This is a genomic window from Agrobacterium sp. MCAB5, from assembly GCF_052114365.1.
GTDB classification, from domain to species: Bacteria; Pseudomonadota; Alphaproteobacteria; order Rhizobiales; family Rhizobiaceae; genus Agrobacterium; species Agrobacterium tumefaciens.
The window spans coordinates 485,787-501,161 of sequence record NZ_JBFREP010000001.1; the positions used below are offsets into that span (position 1 = coordinate 485,787).

Below are 15,375 nucleotides of genomic sequence, written 5' to 3' on the forward strand. Positions count from 1 at the left end.
TAGGCTGAAGCATCGGGCTGAATTGCGTCAGCGATTTTAGAAAACCGGTGCCGCGGAACCGTGCGGCGGCTTTTCCGTCGCCCTTCTCATGAAGAGACAGGACGATTTTATGGCGCAACCACCAGTCATTTCCTTGCCCAAGGTAAGCCCGAGCATGCGGGATGTCGGTTTCGCATTGGGCATCGTGTCGATCCTCTGCGTGCTGTTCCTGCCCATTCCGGTCGTTCTGGTGGATGTCGGTCTGGCCTTTTCCATAGCACTTTCGGTCCTCATCCTCATGGTGGCGCTCTGGATACAGCGTCCGCTGGATTTCTCGTCTTTTCCAACCGTGCTGCTGATCGCGACCATGATTCGCCTGTCGCTGAACATTGCGACGACGCGTGTCATCCTTTCGCACGGCAACGAGGGGCCCACGGCGGCGGGCGGCGTGATTGCGGGCTTCTCCAGCCTCGTCATGTCGGGCGACTTCGTGATCGGTCTGATCGTCTTTCTGATCCTGATCACCGTCAACTTCATCGTTATCACCAAGGGTGCCACCCGTATCGCCGAAGTCGGCGCGCGCTTTACGCTGGATGCCATTCCCGGCAAGCAGATGTCGATCGATGCGGATTTGTCCGCTGGCATCATCGATGAAAAGGAAGCGCAACGCCGTCGCCGCGAACTGGAAGAGGAAAGCTCGTTCTTCGGTTCGATGGACGGTGCCTCGAAGTTCGTACGCGGCGATGCGATCGCCGGCCTGATCATCACCGCGATCAATATTTTCGGCGGCATCATCATCGGTTACTTCCGCCACGGCATGCCGATCGGCGAGGCTGCCGATGTTTTCGTAAAGCTTTCGGTCGGCGACGGTATCGTTTCGCAGATCCCGGCCCTTATCGTGTCGCTGGCGGCTGGCCTTCTGGTGTCGCGCGGCGGCACCTCCGGATCGACGGATCAGGCCGTCATCAATCAGCTGAGCGGATATCCGCGTGCCTTGATGGTCGCAGCCATGCTGATGGGGCTTCTTGCTGTCATGCCGGGATTGCCCTTCCTGCCCTTCACGCTTTTGGGCGGCATCATGGCCTTCGGCAGCTGGTATATTCCGCGCCAGGTCGAAGCGGAAAGCGCGCAGCGCCGTCAGGAAGAGGAGGACAAGGTTCTCCAGACCAACGAAGCGGAAAAGGACTCCGTCAAGCAGGTCCTCAAGACGTCCGAAATCGAACTTGCCCTCGGCAAGCAGGTTTCGACCCGCCTCCTCGGTGCGCATCAGGAACTGGCTTTCCGTGTCGGCAAGATGCGCAAGAAATTCGCGACCCAATACGGCTTCGTCGTGCCGGAGATCAAGGTCTCCGACGACATCATGATCCCGGAAAAGGCCTACCAGATCCGTGTCCATGGCACGACGATCGCGTCGAGCAATCTGCGCGTTGGCGATGTTCTTGTCGTGACGGGGGCAGGGCGCAAGCCGAGCATTCCGGGCGACGAAATCCGCGAACCCGCCTTCGGCATGCCGGCCGTTTCCATTCTCGAGACATTCACCGAGGATTTGAAGCGCGAAGGTTTCCACCCGATCGACAATGTCTCTGTGGTGCTGACGCATCTGAGCGAGGTCATTCGCAACAATCTCCCGCAATTGCTGTCCTACAAGGACGTCAAGATCCTCATCGACAGGCTGGACCCGGAATACAAGAAGCTTGCCGACGAAATCTGCTCGTCGCACATGTCCTATTCCGGCCTGCAGGCCGTGCTGAAACTGCTGCTCGCCGAACGTGTGTCGATCCGCAACCTGCATCTCATTCTGGAAGCGGTCGCCGAACTTGCCCCGCATGTGCGCAAGACCGAGCAGATCGTCGAACATGTACGGGTGCGCATGTCGCAGCAGCTCTGCGGCGATCTTGCCGACAATGGCGTATTGCGTGTGCTTCGCCTCGGCAATAAATGGGACATGGTCTTCCATCAGGCGCTCAAGCGCGATCAAAAGGGCGAAATCGTCGAATTCGATATCGATCCCCGCCATCTCGAGGAATTTTCCGAGCAGGCATCGAAAGTTATCCGTGAATTCATGGATCGCGGACTACCCTTTGTCCTTGTCACGTCGCCGGAAACACGGTCCTATGTGCGCATGATCATCGAACGACTCTTTGCGACCCTGCCGGTTCTCTCGCATGTGGAACTGGCCAAGGGGCTGGAGATCAAGATTCTGGGCGCCATTTCATGATAACCGACCCGCAAGGGACAATTATCGCATTGTTCCTTGCAATTTGCCGTATCGGCGCCTGCTTCATGACCATGCCGGGCTTTTCCAGTTCGCGCATCTCGCCGCAGATACGCATTCTCCTGTGCGTTGCGGTGTCCATGGCGCTTCTGCCGGTACTGTGGGATACGATCTATCCGAAAGTCTCCGGCGCAAGCCAGGGCGCCGTTGTCGGCCTCATCTTCACCGAGATCGTCATTGGCGCAATGTACGGGCTGATCGCGCGGTTTTACACGCTCGGCTTCCAGTTCACGGGCGCGCTCATCGGCGCATCCATCGGGCTTAGCGCTCCCGGCGGAGCGGATGCCGTTGAAGACGTGCAGGAAAACCAGATATCGAACTTCATCACCTTCGGTGGGCTCATGGTGCTGTTCATCCTGGATTTCCACCATATCGTCCTGCGGGCGCTGGTCGATTCCTACGCCACGACACCGGTCGGCGCGCTCATCAGCGGCCAGAAGATGCTGATAACCCTGACAGACACGCTGCGCGCCTCCTTTTCCATCATGCTGCGGCTTGCCAGCCCCTTTGTAATTTACGGTCTGATGTTCAACGTTGCGGTCGGCCTCATCAACAAGCTGGCGCCGCAAATCCCAGTCTACTTCATATCGACGCCTTTCGTTCTTGCGGGCGGTATTTTCATGCTTTACCTGTCGATCGCGGCCCTCATCCGGCAATTCGTGGATGGTTTCGGCCCGGTCTTCATCGGCTTCTGATCTGGAGAAAACGCCATGGCTTCGGACAAGCGTTCGGCCAAACTCAAGCGCCTGGTAACGGTCCAGCGCCACATGGAGAAAATGGCCGAGGTTGAACTGGCCGACACCACCCGCGTGCGTGCCGAAGTGGCGCAATCCATGGAGAACGTGCTTGAAGCGATGAGTTCCATGGAGCCGGTCCACCAGACGTTCTCCAGGCACTATTCGGATCGTTACGGCCGCCTTGTCGTCAAAGATCGCCAGCTCTCCGGCGTGCAGCAATTGCAGGAAAACAAGGTGCTTAAGGAAAAGACCAAGGCCGACCGGCTGGAGGACAGGATGCATCTCGCCCGCGATCTCGAGGATCGTGAGGCCGACGACAATGCAATCTATGATCTGTTAGAAATCACGAACGCATCCCGGACACCAGCCTCCAGCAAGGTTGGCGATCCATAGTCTGTCCCGTTGTTGCATCGTTGGGCGTCCAGAGAGACGTGTTCAGCGGTGTTTCTTGATTGAGCGAACGCCCCGGTTTTAATGCCGCCCGTTCGTCAGCTCGGGAGTTCTGGACGTGGCGATATCGGTTATAAGCGATCTGGTGATGGATGTGGTTCGCGCTGCGGACCCTCAGGAAGTGCAGGTCGCCCAGGAAAAATTGAAGGCGAACAAGGCGGCTTTCGCTGCGACGAGCCTTGCCGATTCGGGCAAGGGCTTTGGCGCTGCCATTGATATGCTTGACAGCGCCACCTCGAAGGCAGGTCTCGGCAATACCAACATCCGCTCTGCCCGTACCGAAGTTCCGGAAACATATCGCAAGTATGAGGCTTCCGTGCTTCAGACCTTCGTTGCCAACATGCTGCCGAAAGACAGCGAGGAGGTCTACGGCAAGGGCAACGCCGGCGAGATCTGGAAAAGCATGATGGCGGAACAGTTTGCCGACACGATTTCCAGAAATGGCGGCGTTGGCATTGCAGAACAGGCCTACAAGGATGCGTTGCGGAAAGCCGAGAGCAAAGGCATTACCGACGTATCCATGAATGACAAAGACCATAATGCTGCAATTCGGATGGTGGCGGAGTTCGAAAGGCAGGTCCTCGGCGTTTCCAATGATAAAACGGACGAGGCTTGAGCATGATAAATCATAACGAGGAGACAAGCATGGACCTTATGTCGAACGACCACCGCATCAAATCCGTTCTCGGCCGTCTTGAAATGATCATCGACAATGAGAATGACAATATCGGTAAGGACCCCCAGTTCGATTTCAAAGTCTCCAATGCCCATAAAAGCCGTTGCCTCTATGAGTTGACGATGTTGTTCCGCGATACCCCCCATGAGGAAATCGCCGCCGGACATCTCGATCAGGTGCAGGGCATCAAGTCCAAGCTCGCGACCAATGCCAGCCGCGTGGAGGCGCATCTGAATGCGGTTCGCGCTGTTGCGGATCTTCTCAAGACCGCGATCCAGGAAGCCGATACGGACGGCACCTATTCCCAGGAACAGTTCATGTACGGCGCAGCCTCCTGATGTTGAAGCTTCTTCTCACCGGCGTCTGGGTTTGCGCCGTCACGCTCGGCGCGGTGTATTTCTCCGTCCAGATGGCGACGGCCCCCTCGTCGGGAGATGAGGCGGGGGCGAAAAAGGCAAGTCTGCAACTGGTCAAAGGCGAAAGCATCACCATCCCCGTCATCAATGACGGTGGTGTGAACGGTTATTTCCTCAGCCGCATTTCCTTGCGTGTCGACAAGGACAAGATGGCGAAGATCGAACTGCCCGCAACGCAATTGATGACCGACGAACTCTTCACGCTTCTTGCGGGTTCTTCCATGGTCAACATCGCCAATATCTCCACCTTCGACCCTGATGTCTTCAAGCAGCGCATCCGAGAGGGGCTGAACAAGAAACTTGGAGACGAGGTGGTCGGGGACGTACTGATCGAGCAGCTCGATTATCTGTCTAAGGCCGATATTCGCGAGCAAAAGGGCAACGGCTCGCCCCGTTCGGTCAAGCTTGTCGAAGGCGAGAAAGTCGACACCGGAAAAGAAGCGGCCCCAAGCCACTAACGGCGGCGCGGTGCAGGCCACCGGTCTGGTTAATCGCCCCTTTCTATTTTCCGAAATATTCGATCGGTTGCCTTCAGGGTAAATTCAACCAGTACCTGTATAAACAGACCCATGAGCTGCCGTCCCGCAAACCATGCGCCGGATTGGCGGCGGTGGATTTGGCATTCGGGGGCTGGCATGAATTTCGCGGCAGATTTTGCGCGGACGGGATCGCAACGGAATATTCACGGACTGCGCGTCTGTGATCTGGACTGGAACGCGGCGCTGGAAATGGTCAGCGGCCAGGCTTCGGCTTGTGATGGCCACACGATGCTCTCGTTTCTTACCATCCAGAATGCCAGGCTGTCCCTCAAGGACATTGCTTACAGGCAGATTCTGGAAAGCTGTCTGCTTCTGCCGCAGGGCAGGGGGATGAATGCCGCCGCACGCGCCGAACACGGCAAGCCTCTGCCCGAGACCATCGATGGCGTTGCCTTCGTCATGGCACTTCTGACCTATATGGCGGTGCCGAAACGTATCGGCGTTGCGGGGGATGATGCAGCACAGGTCGGAGAGGTCCTCGCCAAGCTGCGCGCACATGCGCCCTGGCATGATTTCGTGATGCTGAACCGGGATACTTCGGGCGTGAAGGTGGATGTCGTGCTGGCGGGCATGCTTGCGGAAAACCAGGAGAAATGGCTGCATCGCAGCATCAATCGCGATGATGCGCGTCTCGTCATCGCGGTCGGTCCCCTGTTCAAGGTGCTGGCGTCCGAAGTGGCTGGCATGCCCGAAATCTTTCGCAAGCTGCATATGAGCTGGCTTTACAGCCTTTGCGCCGAGCCCTGGCACATCGCGCTCGGCAAGGGCTGAGGCGGGTCGGCAAGGCCCGCGTTAACCATTTGTTTGCCACGATCCTTTAACCTCCCGTAAGGTTTTGAAAGCCGCCTGTTGCGGGCGGCGCCGAGCGTGGCAGACGGCTTCAGATGGTTGATCACAGTCCCGATATGATGGCGACGCGCCCTGATGAGGATGGTGTTGCCGTGCCTGCGTCGCAATTTCGCAAACGTTGTCTGCGGCTTCTGACAGCCGGTTGCGTAGCCGCCGCCACCGTTGTGGGGGCTGCACTTCCGCTGCTGCTCATCGATTCCGGTTTTCGCGGATATGTTTCGCAGGCGCATGTCGAGGTTACCCAGACCGGCTACGATGCACCCGATGCGGCACGCTTTCTTGCCATGGCCCGCCGCACCCTGCTTTCTCCTTCCGGTCTGGACCGTATAACGGGCGACCTCAAATTGAAGCCCGCCGACATGGTCGGCGTTCGCAATCAGGGCGAACTTGGCCTGCTTTTCGACCTTTTGACCGGGGCGGATACCCGTTCGCTTTCCCCACGTGAAGCATTGAACGGTGCTGTGGGCGAGGCGATACGTCTGGAACTGACGCCAGATGAAAACACGCTGATCGTAACCTCGAAGGCAGCGACGCCGGAAACAGCGATGCGGCTTACGGATTATCTTTCGATGCGTGTCATGGCGGATGGCAAGGCCGGCACCATGACGCCCGCCATGCGCGAGACGGAGCGGGCGCGCACCCGGTTGGACGAGGCGGAAGCCGCCTTGAACGGTTTCCAGATGCGCCACGGCGAGACCGTCCTGGCGGAAGTGCAGCAACTCGAGCAGCAATTGCGCGACCTCAATGACAGCCTTGCGGGGACGACCCAGCAGCAGCAGTCGCTTCAGACGGATCTGGCGGTGGCCACCGGCCTCAAGCCGAATGACGTATTGTCAAAGCCCCTGCCGTCAGGCGCTGCTTTCTCTGTGATTGAGGACATCAGGCAAAGACATGCAAGTGCCAGCATGGCGCTTTCAGGCGTCTCGGTCGATTACGGCCCGAAACATCCCCGCCGCATCGCCGCCCAGAATGCCGTAGACGCCGTGCAGGCGCTTGTCGCTCCCGCATTGCGTCAGCTGGTCGATGGCTTGCGCGCCGATGAGAAGCGCGTCGCACAGGAAGTTGCAACCGCGAACGCCGAACGAACGAAACATCTCGACCGCCTGAGCAGCCTTGGTGTCACGCCCGGTGAATTCTCCAGATTGCAGGGTGAACTGGAAACGGCGCGAAATGCCTATCTTGAGGCGAGCGAGCGTCGGGACATGTCCTCATCCACCACAACCGCCGTTGAGACCCGCCTCACCAGGAAGGCCGGACCGGGCGAATTGTCGCGCGACCTCACACAAGCCGCGATGCTGGCAGGCGGTGGCGCGTTGCTCGGCCTGTTGGGCAGCCTGTATCTCCTGAGCTACCGTCGCCATGACGAGGAGGAGGCACTCGTCTTTGATGATGCGCACGTTCTGCCCTCCGAAAAAGCGCCTGAGCAATCGGGGCAGTTTCCCGAGTTCGAGCCGATCGAGCCGGATGTGTTCCATGATCTGGAAGAACTGGCCGCGGATAGCGAATTCGAGCCGGAGGCTGAGTTCGCGGACTATTACGCCGGGGCGGCGAACGATAGCGGATTCGATACCGATGACATTCCGCTGGACGAGCGTGTGCGGCAGGTTCTGATGGGCAACCGCACCGTCAGGAATACCCCCCAGACGACACCGGAGCTGCCGCCCTTGCTCAGTGAAGCCCTTGCCGGGCATTTCGATCACGAGCAGGCCGAAGCCGAGGAATTGGCGGAATTGAGACTCGAGTTGGCGCTCTTGAGGGAGCGCCTCGCCGATTACGCCGAGCATCGCGACGACTACCGCAAAACTGCCTGACGAAGCTGCATTTTTGCTTGCATTCCTGCAAAGTCGGCACCATACGGGGCCAACGTAATCCAGCAGGAGCAGGACGCATGGCAGTTGTGATTGACGGAAAGGCAAAGGCGGCTTCGGTAACGGAGGCGGTCCGCAAATCGGCAGAAACGCTTGAGGCGGAACAGGGTGTGAAGCCCGGTCTCGCGGTTGTCATCGTCGGCAACGATCCGGCCAGCCACGCTTACGTGAATTCCAAAAGCAAGACAGCCAAGCAATGCGGTTTCAATTCCGTTCAGCACACGCTGCCGGAAGAAACAACTCAAGATCAGCTTCTGAAGTTGGTCGGCGAACTGAACGCCGATCCCTCCATCCACGGCATTCTGGTACAGCTTCCTTTGCCGAAACACTTCAATTCCGATGAGATCATCCAGTCGATCCTGCCCGAGAAGGATGTGGATGGCCTGAGCGTGCTGAACGCCGGCAAGCTGGCGACCGGCGATCTCGCAACCGGCCTCATCTCCTGCACGCCAGCCGGCGCCATGCTTCTGGTGCGCAGCATTCACGGCGAAGATCTTTCCGGCCTGAACGCCGTGGTCATCGGCCGCTCCAACCTCTTCGGCAAGCCGATGGGCCAGCTTCTCCTGAATGCCAACGCCACGGTGACGATGGCGCATTCGCGCACCAAGGATCTCGCCACCGTCTGCAAGACGGCCGATATTCTCGTGGCGGCGGTGGGTCGCGCGGCAATGGTGAAGGGCGATTGGGTGAAGTCCGGCGCGACCGTCATCGATGTCGGCATCAACCGCATTCCCGCTCCGGAAAAGGGTGAAGGCAAATCGAAGCTGGTCGGTGACGTCGCCTATGATGAGGCAAGCGCAGTCGCTGCTGCCATCACCCCCGTTCCGGGCGGCGTAGGCCCGATGACGATTGCCATGCTGATGGCCAACACCGTCATCGCCGCCTATCGCGCGCTTGGAAAGACCGCACCGAAGTTCTGAAATCGGTAGTTACTCTTTCGGAGCCGGTCCTGTGGAGGCGCGGACGACAAGTTCCGCCTTCCAGAGTTCCTGATGAGGTTCGGTCTGGTTAAGCTTGATCCGGTTGATCAGGCGCTGCCCGACACGCACCCCCGCCGCCCGCAAGGATGAGCGGGTGGTGGTGAGCGGCACCGAGAAATTGTCGGGCTTCAACAGCGGCAACACATCGTCATGGGCAATCAGCGAAATATCCTTGCCCGGTTTCAAGCCGCGCTGGTTGAGCGAGCGGATCACGCCGAGTGCCAATGCGGTACTCGCGCATACAATGGCGGTTGGTCGTTCCGGCTGTGACAACAGCGCTTCCATGCCGAGATAACCCTCCTCGTCGGTCATGCTGCTGTGTCTTGTATTTTCCGGGCGCAATGTCAGCCCGTTTGCCGTCAGTGCCTTTTCCACCCCGAGACAGCGGCGGAAGGTGAAGTCGTAGCCCTCCGGCCCGTTAAGAAGCCCGATCCGCTTGTGGCCAAGCTGAAGCAGCAGCTGGGTCGCATCGCGAAATGCGGCCTCATTGTCCACGTCGAGAAAGGGATAATCCTCTTCCACGCCGATGGAGCGGCCATGGACGAGGAAGGGCAGGGAAAGCGATTGCATCATGGCGATGCGGGCGTCGTTCTTCTTCATATAGGCGAGGTAGATGCCGTCGACGCTGCCGCTCGCCGCCAGCCCCCGCAGGGCTTCCCGTTCCTTTTCCGGCTCCGTGGGCGTGATGACGAGGTGAAATCCGCTGCGAGCCGCTTCTTCGCCTAGACCGCTCAGGAATTCGCCGAAATGCACATCCGAGCGGTGATGTTCGCCAACCGGCATGACCAGTCCAATGGAGCCGACCTTGCCGGTCGCCAACCGTTGCGCCGCGGCATTCGGGCGATATCCGGTCTTTTCGGCGGCTTCCATGACGCGGCGGCGCGTCTCTGCGCTCACCTCGGGATATCCGTTGAGCGCTCTGCTGACGGTTGTCTGAGAAATCCCCAGCAGTTGCGACAACTGTTTCAGGTTCATGTCTGTTTTTCCTCCATGCGCGCGCATCGGAAATGGCAAAAGCCTCTCCTCTAACTCCCAAAGCGCTTTAGTTTTTTACCAGTCCCTGCCGGTTTTCTCAATCGAAAACGATAGCCGCCTTTCTAAGTAAGTATGACTATTCATACGACAATGCGGCATGTCCAGCGAAAGAGCCTCTTGACTCCTTCTCAATGACAATGAGATGAATAGGCAGCCAAAGCGCTTTGATTTATGGGAGATGCTTTGAGCCTTTTATGTGATGGGAGGTAAATCACATGCAGAAGACCTTTTTGGCGACGGCGGCTTCTATAGTGCTGCTGTCGGGTTCAGCCTTTGCCGCCGATCTGAAATTCGCGCCCGGTCAGGATGCCAAGTTCAACTGGAAAAGCTACGAAGACTTCAAGGCGGCCCATGCCGACCTGAAAGGTCAGACGCTGACGATTTTCGGGCCCTGGCGCGGTGAGGACGAGGCGCTGTTCCAGACGGTGCTGGCCTATTTCTCCGACGCGACCGGCGTGAACGTCCGCTATTCCTCCTCGGAAAACTACGAACAGCAGATCGTCATCGACACGCAGGCTGGTTCTCCGCCCAACATCGCCATCCTGCCGCAGCCCGGTCTTCTGGCCGATCTCGCCGCCAAGGGTTTTCTGGTTCCGCTCGGCGATGAGACCGCAAGCTGGGTCAAGGACAATTACGGCGCTGGCCAGTCCTGGGTTGATCTCGGCAGCTACAAGGGCAAGGATGGCAACAAGGCTTACTTTGCATTTCCCTTCAAGGCCGACGTGAAGTCGCTCGTCTGGTACGTACCTGAGAACTTCGAGGAAGCGGGCTATAAAGTGCCCGAGAGCATGGAAGACCTGTTCAAGCTGACGGACCAGATCGTTGCCGATGGCGGCACACCCTGGTGCATCGGCCTCGGTTCCGGCGGTGCGACCGGCTGGCCGGCAACGGACTGGGTGGAAGACCTGATGCTGCGCACGCAGCCACTCGACGTCTATCAGAAATGGACGACGAACGAGGTGAAGTTCACCGATCCGGCCGTAGTTGCGGCAATCAATGAATTCGGCAAATTCGCCAAGAACGAAAAATATGTCAGCGGCGGCGTTGCGGCTGTGGCCTCCACCGACTTCCGCGACAGCCCGAAGGGTCTCTTCGACATTCCGCCGAAGTGCTACCTCCACCATCAAGCGTCCTTCGTGCCGTCCTTCTTCCCTGATGGTACCAAGGTCGGAACGGATGTGGATTTCTTCTATATGCCGACCTATGCCGCAAAGCCGGAACTCGGCAAGCCAGTTCTGGGCGCCGGCACGCTCGTCACCATTACCAAGGAAGCGCCCGCCGCCAAGGCTTTCGTCGACTTCCTGAAAACCCCGATCGCCCATGAAGTCTGGATGGCACAGTCCAGCTTCCTGACGCCGTATAAGGGTGTGAATGTCGATACCTATGCCAATGAGCAGATGAAGCGCCAGGGTGAAATCCTCACCTCCGCGACCACCTTCGGCTTTGACGGTTCCGACCTGATGCCGGGCAAGATCGGCGCGGGTGCATTCTGGACCGGCATGATCGATTTCGTCGGCGGCAAGTCGGCCGATCAGGTCGCTGCCGATATCCAGAAGGCCTGGGACGGCCTGAAGTAACCTCAAAAGAGCTTGGCCCGGCGGTGATGCCGCCGGGCCTTTGCCAACGGAACGGCCGTCGACCGCATAAAATCAGCGCGGCGCGGAGAGGATCAAGGGAGGGAACATGGCTCAACAACTCGTTTCTGCCATCGGCGTCATGGTGGCCGGCGTTTTTGCCTGCGCTGCCTATTATTGGCTATCCGACAAACTGTTGCAGGTAATCTTTCCCGTCCGCTCGGGAGACGTGTTGCAGGCATCCCGCAACCTCAACCGCCGCGCGTCGGTCAGGCCCTGGCTGTTCATCGGCCCCGCTCTTCTCCTTCTTCTCGTCTATCTGGTCTATCCCGTCATCGCGACGCTCATCCTCTCGTTCTATGACCGGACCGGCGCCGAATTCGTAGGTCTTGCCAATTATCGCTGGGCATTTTTCGATGCCGGCTTCAGGCAATCGATCTTCAACAACATCCTCTGGCTGGCCGTGGTGCCGGCCGCCTGCACCTTCTTCGGCCTCGTTATTGCCGTCATGACCGACCGCATCTGGTGGGGCAACATCGCCAAATCCATCGTCTTCATGCCGATGGCGATCTCCTTCGTCGGTGCCTCCGTCATCTGGAAATTCATTTACGAGTATCGCGCCGAAGGTCAGGTGCAGATCGGCCTCCTCAACGCCGTCGTCGAGTTTTTCGGCGGCAGCCCGGAGGTATGGATTTCCATGCCCTTCTGGAACAACTTTTTCCTGATGGTCATCCTCATCTGGATTCAGACCGGCTTTGCCATGGTCATCCTGTCGGCAGCGCTGCGCGGCATTCCGGAAGAGACAATCGAAGCGGCCGTCATCGATGGCGCCAATGGCTGGCAGATCTTCTGGAAGATCATGGTCCCGCAAATCTGGGGCACCATCGCCGTCGTCTGGACGACGATCACCATTCTCGTTCTCAAGGTTTTCGACATCGTGCTGACCATGACCAACGGTCAGTGGAACACCATGGTTCTCGCCAATCTCATGTTCGACTGGATGTTCCGCGGCGGCGGTGACAGTGGCCGAAGTGCTGTTATCGCGCTCATCATCATGGCGGCCGTCACCCCGATCATGGTCTGGAACATCCGCCAGGCGAACCGCGAGATGGAGGGCCGCTGAGATGGATATCGTAAAACGTCTGCGCCGCGTCGGCCTGCCGCGCCTCATCGTCCATGCCAGCGTGCTGGTCGTCGTGCTTCTCTGGCTTCTGCCCACACTCGGTATTCTCGTAAGTTCCCTGCGCGACAAGGACCAGATCACCGTGTCGGGCTGGTGGACGGCCTTTTCCAGTTCCGAGCAGACCGCGGCGGTTCGCCTTGCCGACGCTGCCGTGCAGAGGCAGGACGGGAACCGCTACGTCATATCAGGTAATGTTTTTGAAAGCGGACAGGGGGGCAAGGTTGCAGCCTTCGGCGTTCGCGTGCAGGAGCCGACGGCCTTCAAAGCCGGTGAAGCGGCAGATATCGGCGACGGGGAAACGCTGCTCGTCAACACCGATGGCACCTACGAATACAGCAAGGCCTCAAGCTTCGAGGGCTCTCGCGGCAAGCGCGTCTATATTTCCGTCGCGACACCGCCGGTCTTCACACTCGACAATTATCGAACCGTCCTGACCTCGGAAGGCATCGGCCAGTCCTTCGTCAACTCGCTGACAGTCGCCGTGCCGGCAACCGTCATTCCGATCCTCATCGCCGCCTTTGCCGCCTATGCGCTGTCATGGATGAGCTTTTCCGGCCGCAATTTTCTGATTGCGATGGTGGTGGGCCTGATCGTCGTACCGTTGCAGATGTCGCTGATACCGCTCCTGAAACTCTACAACGAAATCGGCAATATCTTCGGCGTACCGTCCAAGACCTATGCCGGCATCTGGCTGGCGCACACCGCCTTCGGTCTGCCGCTCGCCATCTACCTGTTGCGCAACTACATTTCCGGCCTGCCGAAAGAGATCATCGAAAGTGCGCGTGTCGACGGCGCGAGCGATTTCGAAATCTTCGTCAAGATCATCCTGCCGCTGTCCTTCCCGGCGCTCGCCTCCTTCGCCATCTTCCAGTTCCTGTGGACCTGGAACGACCTGCTTGTCGCCATGGTCTTCCTCGGCACGCAGAAGGATGAGCTGGTGCTGACCGGTGCGCTAAACGCGCTGCTCGGTTCGCGCGGCGGCAACTGGGAAATCCTCACCGCCTCGGCCTTCGTTACCATTGTCGTGCCGCTTGGCGTCTTCTTTGCCCTTCAACGTTATCTCGTGCGTGGCCTGCTCTCAGGCTCCGTCAAGGGAGGCTGATTATCCATGAACGCCCATACCAGACAGGATGAGACTATGACCGCTCCGGTGACTTCCGCTTTGACGCCCAACAAGGATTGGTGGCGCGGCGCCGTGATCTATCAGATCTACCCGCGCTCCTATCAGGACTCCAATGGCGACGGCATCGGCGATCTCAAGGGCATCACCGACCGGTTGGCGCATATTGCCGGTCTCGGTGCCGACGCCATCTGGATTTCGCCCTTCTTCACCTCGCCGATGAAGGATTTCGGTTATGACGTCTCGAATTATGTCGATGTCGATCCGATGTTCGGCACGCTTGCCGATTTCGACGGGTTGATCGCGGAAGCGCACCGTCTGGGTATCCGCGTCATGATCGACCTCGTCATGTCGCACACGTCTGACCAGCATCCGTGGTTCGTGGAAAGCCGCGCCAGCCGCAACAATCCGAAATCGGACTGGTATGTCTGGTCGGACAGCAAGCCGGATGGCACGCCGCCCAACAACTGGCTGTCGATCTTCGGCGGCTCCGGCTGGCAGTGGGACCCCACCCGCATGCAATATTACATGCACAACTTCCTGACCTCGCAGCCGGATCTCAACCTGCATAATCCGGAAGTTCAGGAAGAACTGCTCAATATCACCCGCTTCTGGCTGAAGCGCGGCGTCGATGGTTTCCGCCTCGATACCATCAATTTCTATTTCCATGATCTGGAATTGCGCGACAACCCGGCGCTGGCGCCGGAGCGCCGCAACGCCTCTACGGCACCTGCGGTCAATCCCTACAATTTCCAGGAACATCTCTACGACAAGAACCGCCCCGAAAACATCGCCTTCCTGAAACGCTTCCGCGCCGTGCTGGACGAGTTTCCGGACATCGCCGCCGTCGGAGAAGTCGGCGACAGTCAGCGCGGACTCGAAATCGTCGGTGAATACACCTCCGGCGACGACAAGATGCAGATGTGCTACGCCTTCGAATTCCTGGCGCCGGATGCGCTCACGCCACAGCGTGTTGCCGATGTCCAGGCGGATTTTGCCAGGGCGGCGCCGGAAGGCTGGGCCTGCTGGGCTTTCTCCAACCACGATGTCGTTCGCCATGTCAGCCGCTGGGGCGAGCATGTCGAGGATAAGGATGCTTTCGCCAAGGTGCTTTCGGCGTTGTTGATGACGCAGCGCGGCTCCGTCTGCATCTATGAGGGTGAAGAGCTGGGCCTTACTGAAGCCGATATTGCTTTTGAGGATTTGCAGGACCCCTACGGCATCCAGTTCTGGCCGGAATTTAAGGGCCGCGACGGTTGCCGCACACCGATGGTGTGGGATGCGGGCCATGCGCAGGCCGGCTTCTCGACCTCGGACAAGACCTGGCTGCCCATTCCGGCCGAACACAAGCAGCGCGCCGTCCGCGCCCAACAGGGCAATGAGGCATCCGTGCTGGAGCACTACCGCCGCTTCCTTTCCTTCCGCAAAAAGCATCCCGCTTTTGCCAAGGGCGGCATCGAATTCCAGCCAGTGGAGGGCGACGTGCTGAGCTACACCCGCACGCTCGGCAACGAAACCGTTCTGTGCCTCTTCAATCTGTCCGCGACACCGGCAAAGGCGACGCTGCCGGAAGGGAACTGGGAGGTTCTCGAAGGCCACGGCTTTGCAAACGGTGTGGACGGCAGAAGCGTAGAACTTCCGGCATGGGGCGCTTTCTTCGCCCGTTACGCCTGATAGAGCAGGGAGGAACAACC

At 58.9% G+C, this 15,375-nt stretch carries 14 protein-coding genes; 13 read left to right on the forward strand and 1 reads right to left on the reverse strand.

What is annotated here, in order from left to right:
• Window positions 1–109: 109 nt before the first annotated feature.
• The 9 genes from flhA to folD all read left to right on the forward strand — a co-directional run bounded on the left by flhA (window position 110) and on the right by folD (window position 8,709).
• Complete coding sequence (gene flhA, locus AB4Z23_RS02405; protein WP_003515116.1) at window positions 110–2,197, forward strand: flagellar biosynthesis protein FlhA; 2,088 nt, start codon at window positions 110–112, stop codon at window positions 2,195–2,197.
• Window positions 2,194–2,949 carry a flagellar biosynthetic protein FliR gene (fliR, locus tag AB4Z23_RS02410; RefSeq protein WP_003515118.1) on the forward strand — a complete coding sequence of 252 codons (756 nt, stop codon included), beginning with the start codon at window positions 2,194–2,196 and terminating at the stop codon, window positions 2,947–2,949. Before flhA ends, fliR begins: the two co-directional genes overlap by 4 nt.
• Before the next feature lie 15 nt (window positions 2,950–2,964).
• Window positions 2,965–3,384 (forward strand): hypothetical protein, encoded by a 420-nt coding sequence (locus AB4Z23_RS02415; protein ID WP_003515120.1) that lies wholly within the window; start codon window positions 2,965–2,967, stop codon window positions 3,382–3,384.
• A gap of 115 nt (window positions 3,385–3,499) precedes the next feature.
• A complete protein-coding gene (locus tag AB4Z23_RS02420; protein ID WP_003515121.1) occupies window positions 3,500–4,057 on the forward strand; it encodes a rod-binding protein in 558 nt (185 codons plus the stop codon).
• Window positions 4,058–4,086: 29 nt separating this feature from the next.
• Entirely contained in the window at window positions 4,087–4,455 is a 369-nt protein-coding gene (locus AB4Z23_RS02425) for a hypothetical protein (RefSeq protein WP_003515122.1), read from the forward strand.
• Window positions 4,455–4,991: a hypothetical protein gene (locus tag AB4Z23_RS02430; protein ID WP_003515123.1), complete on the forward strand. Its 537-nt coding sequence runs from the start codon at window positions 4,455–4,457 to the stop codon at window positions 4,989–4,991. The genes AB4Z23_RS02425 and AB4Z23_RS02430 overlap by 1 nt, the downstream gene beginning before the upstream one ends.
• Before the next feature lie 177 nt (window positions 4,992–5,168).
• Window positions 5,169–5,843, forward strand: coding sequence for a WecB/TagA/CpsF family glycosyltransferase (locus AB4Z23_RS02435; protein WP_013635485.1), 675 nt, complete (start codon window positions 5,169–5,171; stop codon window positions 5,841–5,843).
• 113 nt (window positions 5,844–5,956) lie between these two features.
• Window positions 5,957–7,732, forward strand: coding sequence for a hypothetical protein (locus AB4Z23_RS02440; protein WP_421477862.1), 1,776 nt, complete (start codon window positions 5,957–5,959; stop codon window positions 7,730–7,732).
• A 77-nt stretch (window positions 7,733–7,809) separates the two neighbouring features.
• A complete protein-coding gene (gene folD, locus AB4Z23_RS02445; protein WP_112290872.1) occupies window positions 7,810–8,709 on the forward strand; it encodes a bifunctional methylenetetrahydrofolate dehydrogenase/methenyltetrahydrofolate cyclohydrolase FolD in 900 nt (299 codons plus the stop codon).
• Between the two features lie 9 nt (window positions 8,710–8,718).
• Here folD and AB4Z23_RS02450 read toward each other — a convergent pair whose 3' ends face one another.
• Window positions 8,719–9,744, reverse strand: a complete 1,026-nt coding sequence (locus AB4Z23_RS02450) for a LacI family DNA-binding transcriptional regulator (RefSeq protein WP_003515127.1) — start codon at window positions 9,742–9,744, stop codon at window positions 8,719–8,721.
• A gap of 275 nt (window positions 9,745–10,019) precedes the next feature.
• Between AB4Z23_RS02450 and AB4Z23_RS02455 the strand changes: the two genes are divergently transcribed.
• The 4 genes from AB4Z23_RS02455 to bglA all read left to right on the forward strand — a co-directional run bounded on the left by AB4Z23_RS02455 (window position 10,020) and on the right by bglA (window position 15,355).
• Complete coding sequence (locus AB4Z23_RS02455; RefSeq protein ID WP_038489846.1) at window positions 10,020–11,381, forward strand: ABC transporter substrate-binding protein; 1,362 nt, start codon at window positions 10,020–10,022, stop codon at window positions 11,379–11,381.
• Between the two features lie 106 nt (window positions 11,382–11,487).
• Complete coding sequence (locus AB4Z23_RS02460) at window positions 11,488–12,501, forward strand: carbohydrate ABC transporter permease (RefSeq protein ID WP_065661359.1); 1,014 nt, start codon at window positions 11,488–11,490, stop codon at window positions 12,499–12,501.
• A 1-nt stretch (window position 12,502) separates the two neighbouring features.
• Entirely contained in the window at window positions 12,503–13,663 is a 1,161-nt protein-coding gene (locus AB4Z23_RS02465; RefSeq protein ID WP_112290869.1) for a carbohydrate ABC transporter permease, read from the forward strand.
• A gap of 36 nt (window positions 13,664–13,699) precedes the next feature.
• Window positions 13,700–15,355 carry a beta-galactosidase BglA gene (bglA, locus tag AB4Z23_RS02470; RefSeq protein WP_421477969.1) on the forward strand — a complete coding sequence of 552 codons (1,656 nt, stop codon included), beginning with the start codon at window positions 13,700–13,702 and terminating at the stop codon, window positions 15,353–15,355.
• Window positions 15,356–15,375: the final 20 nt, after the last annotated feature.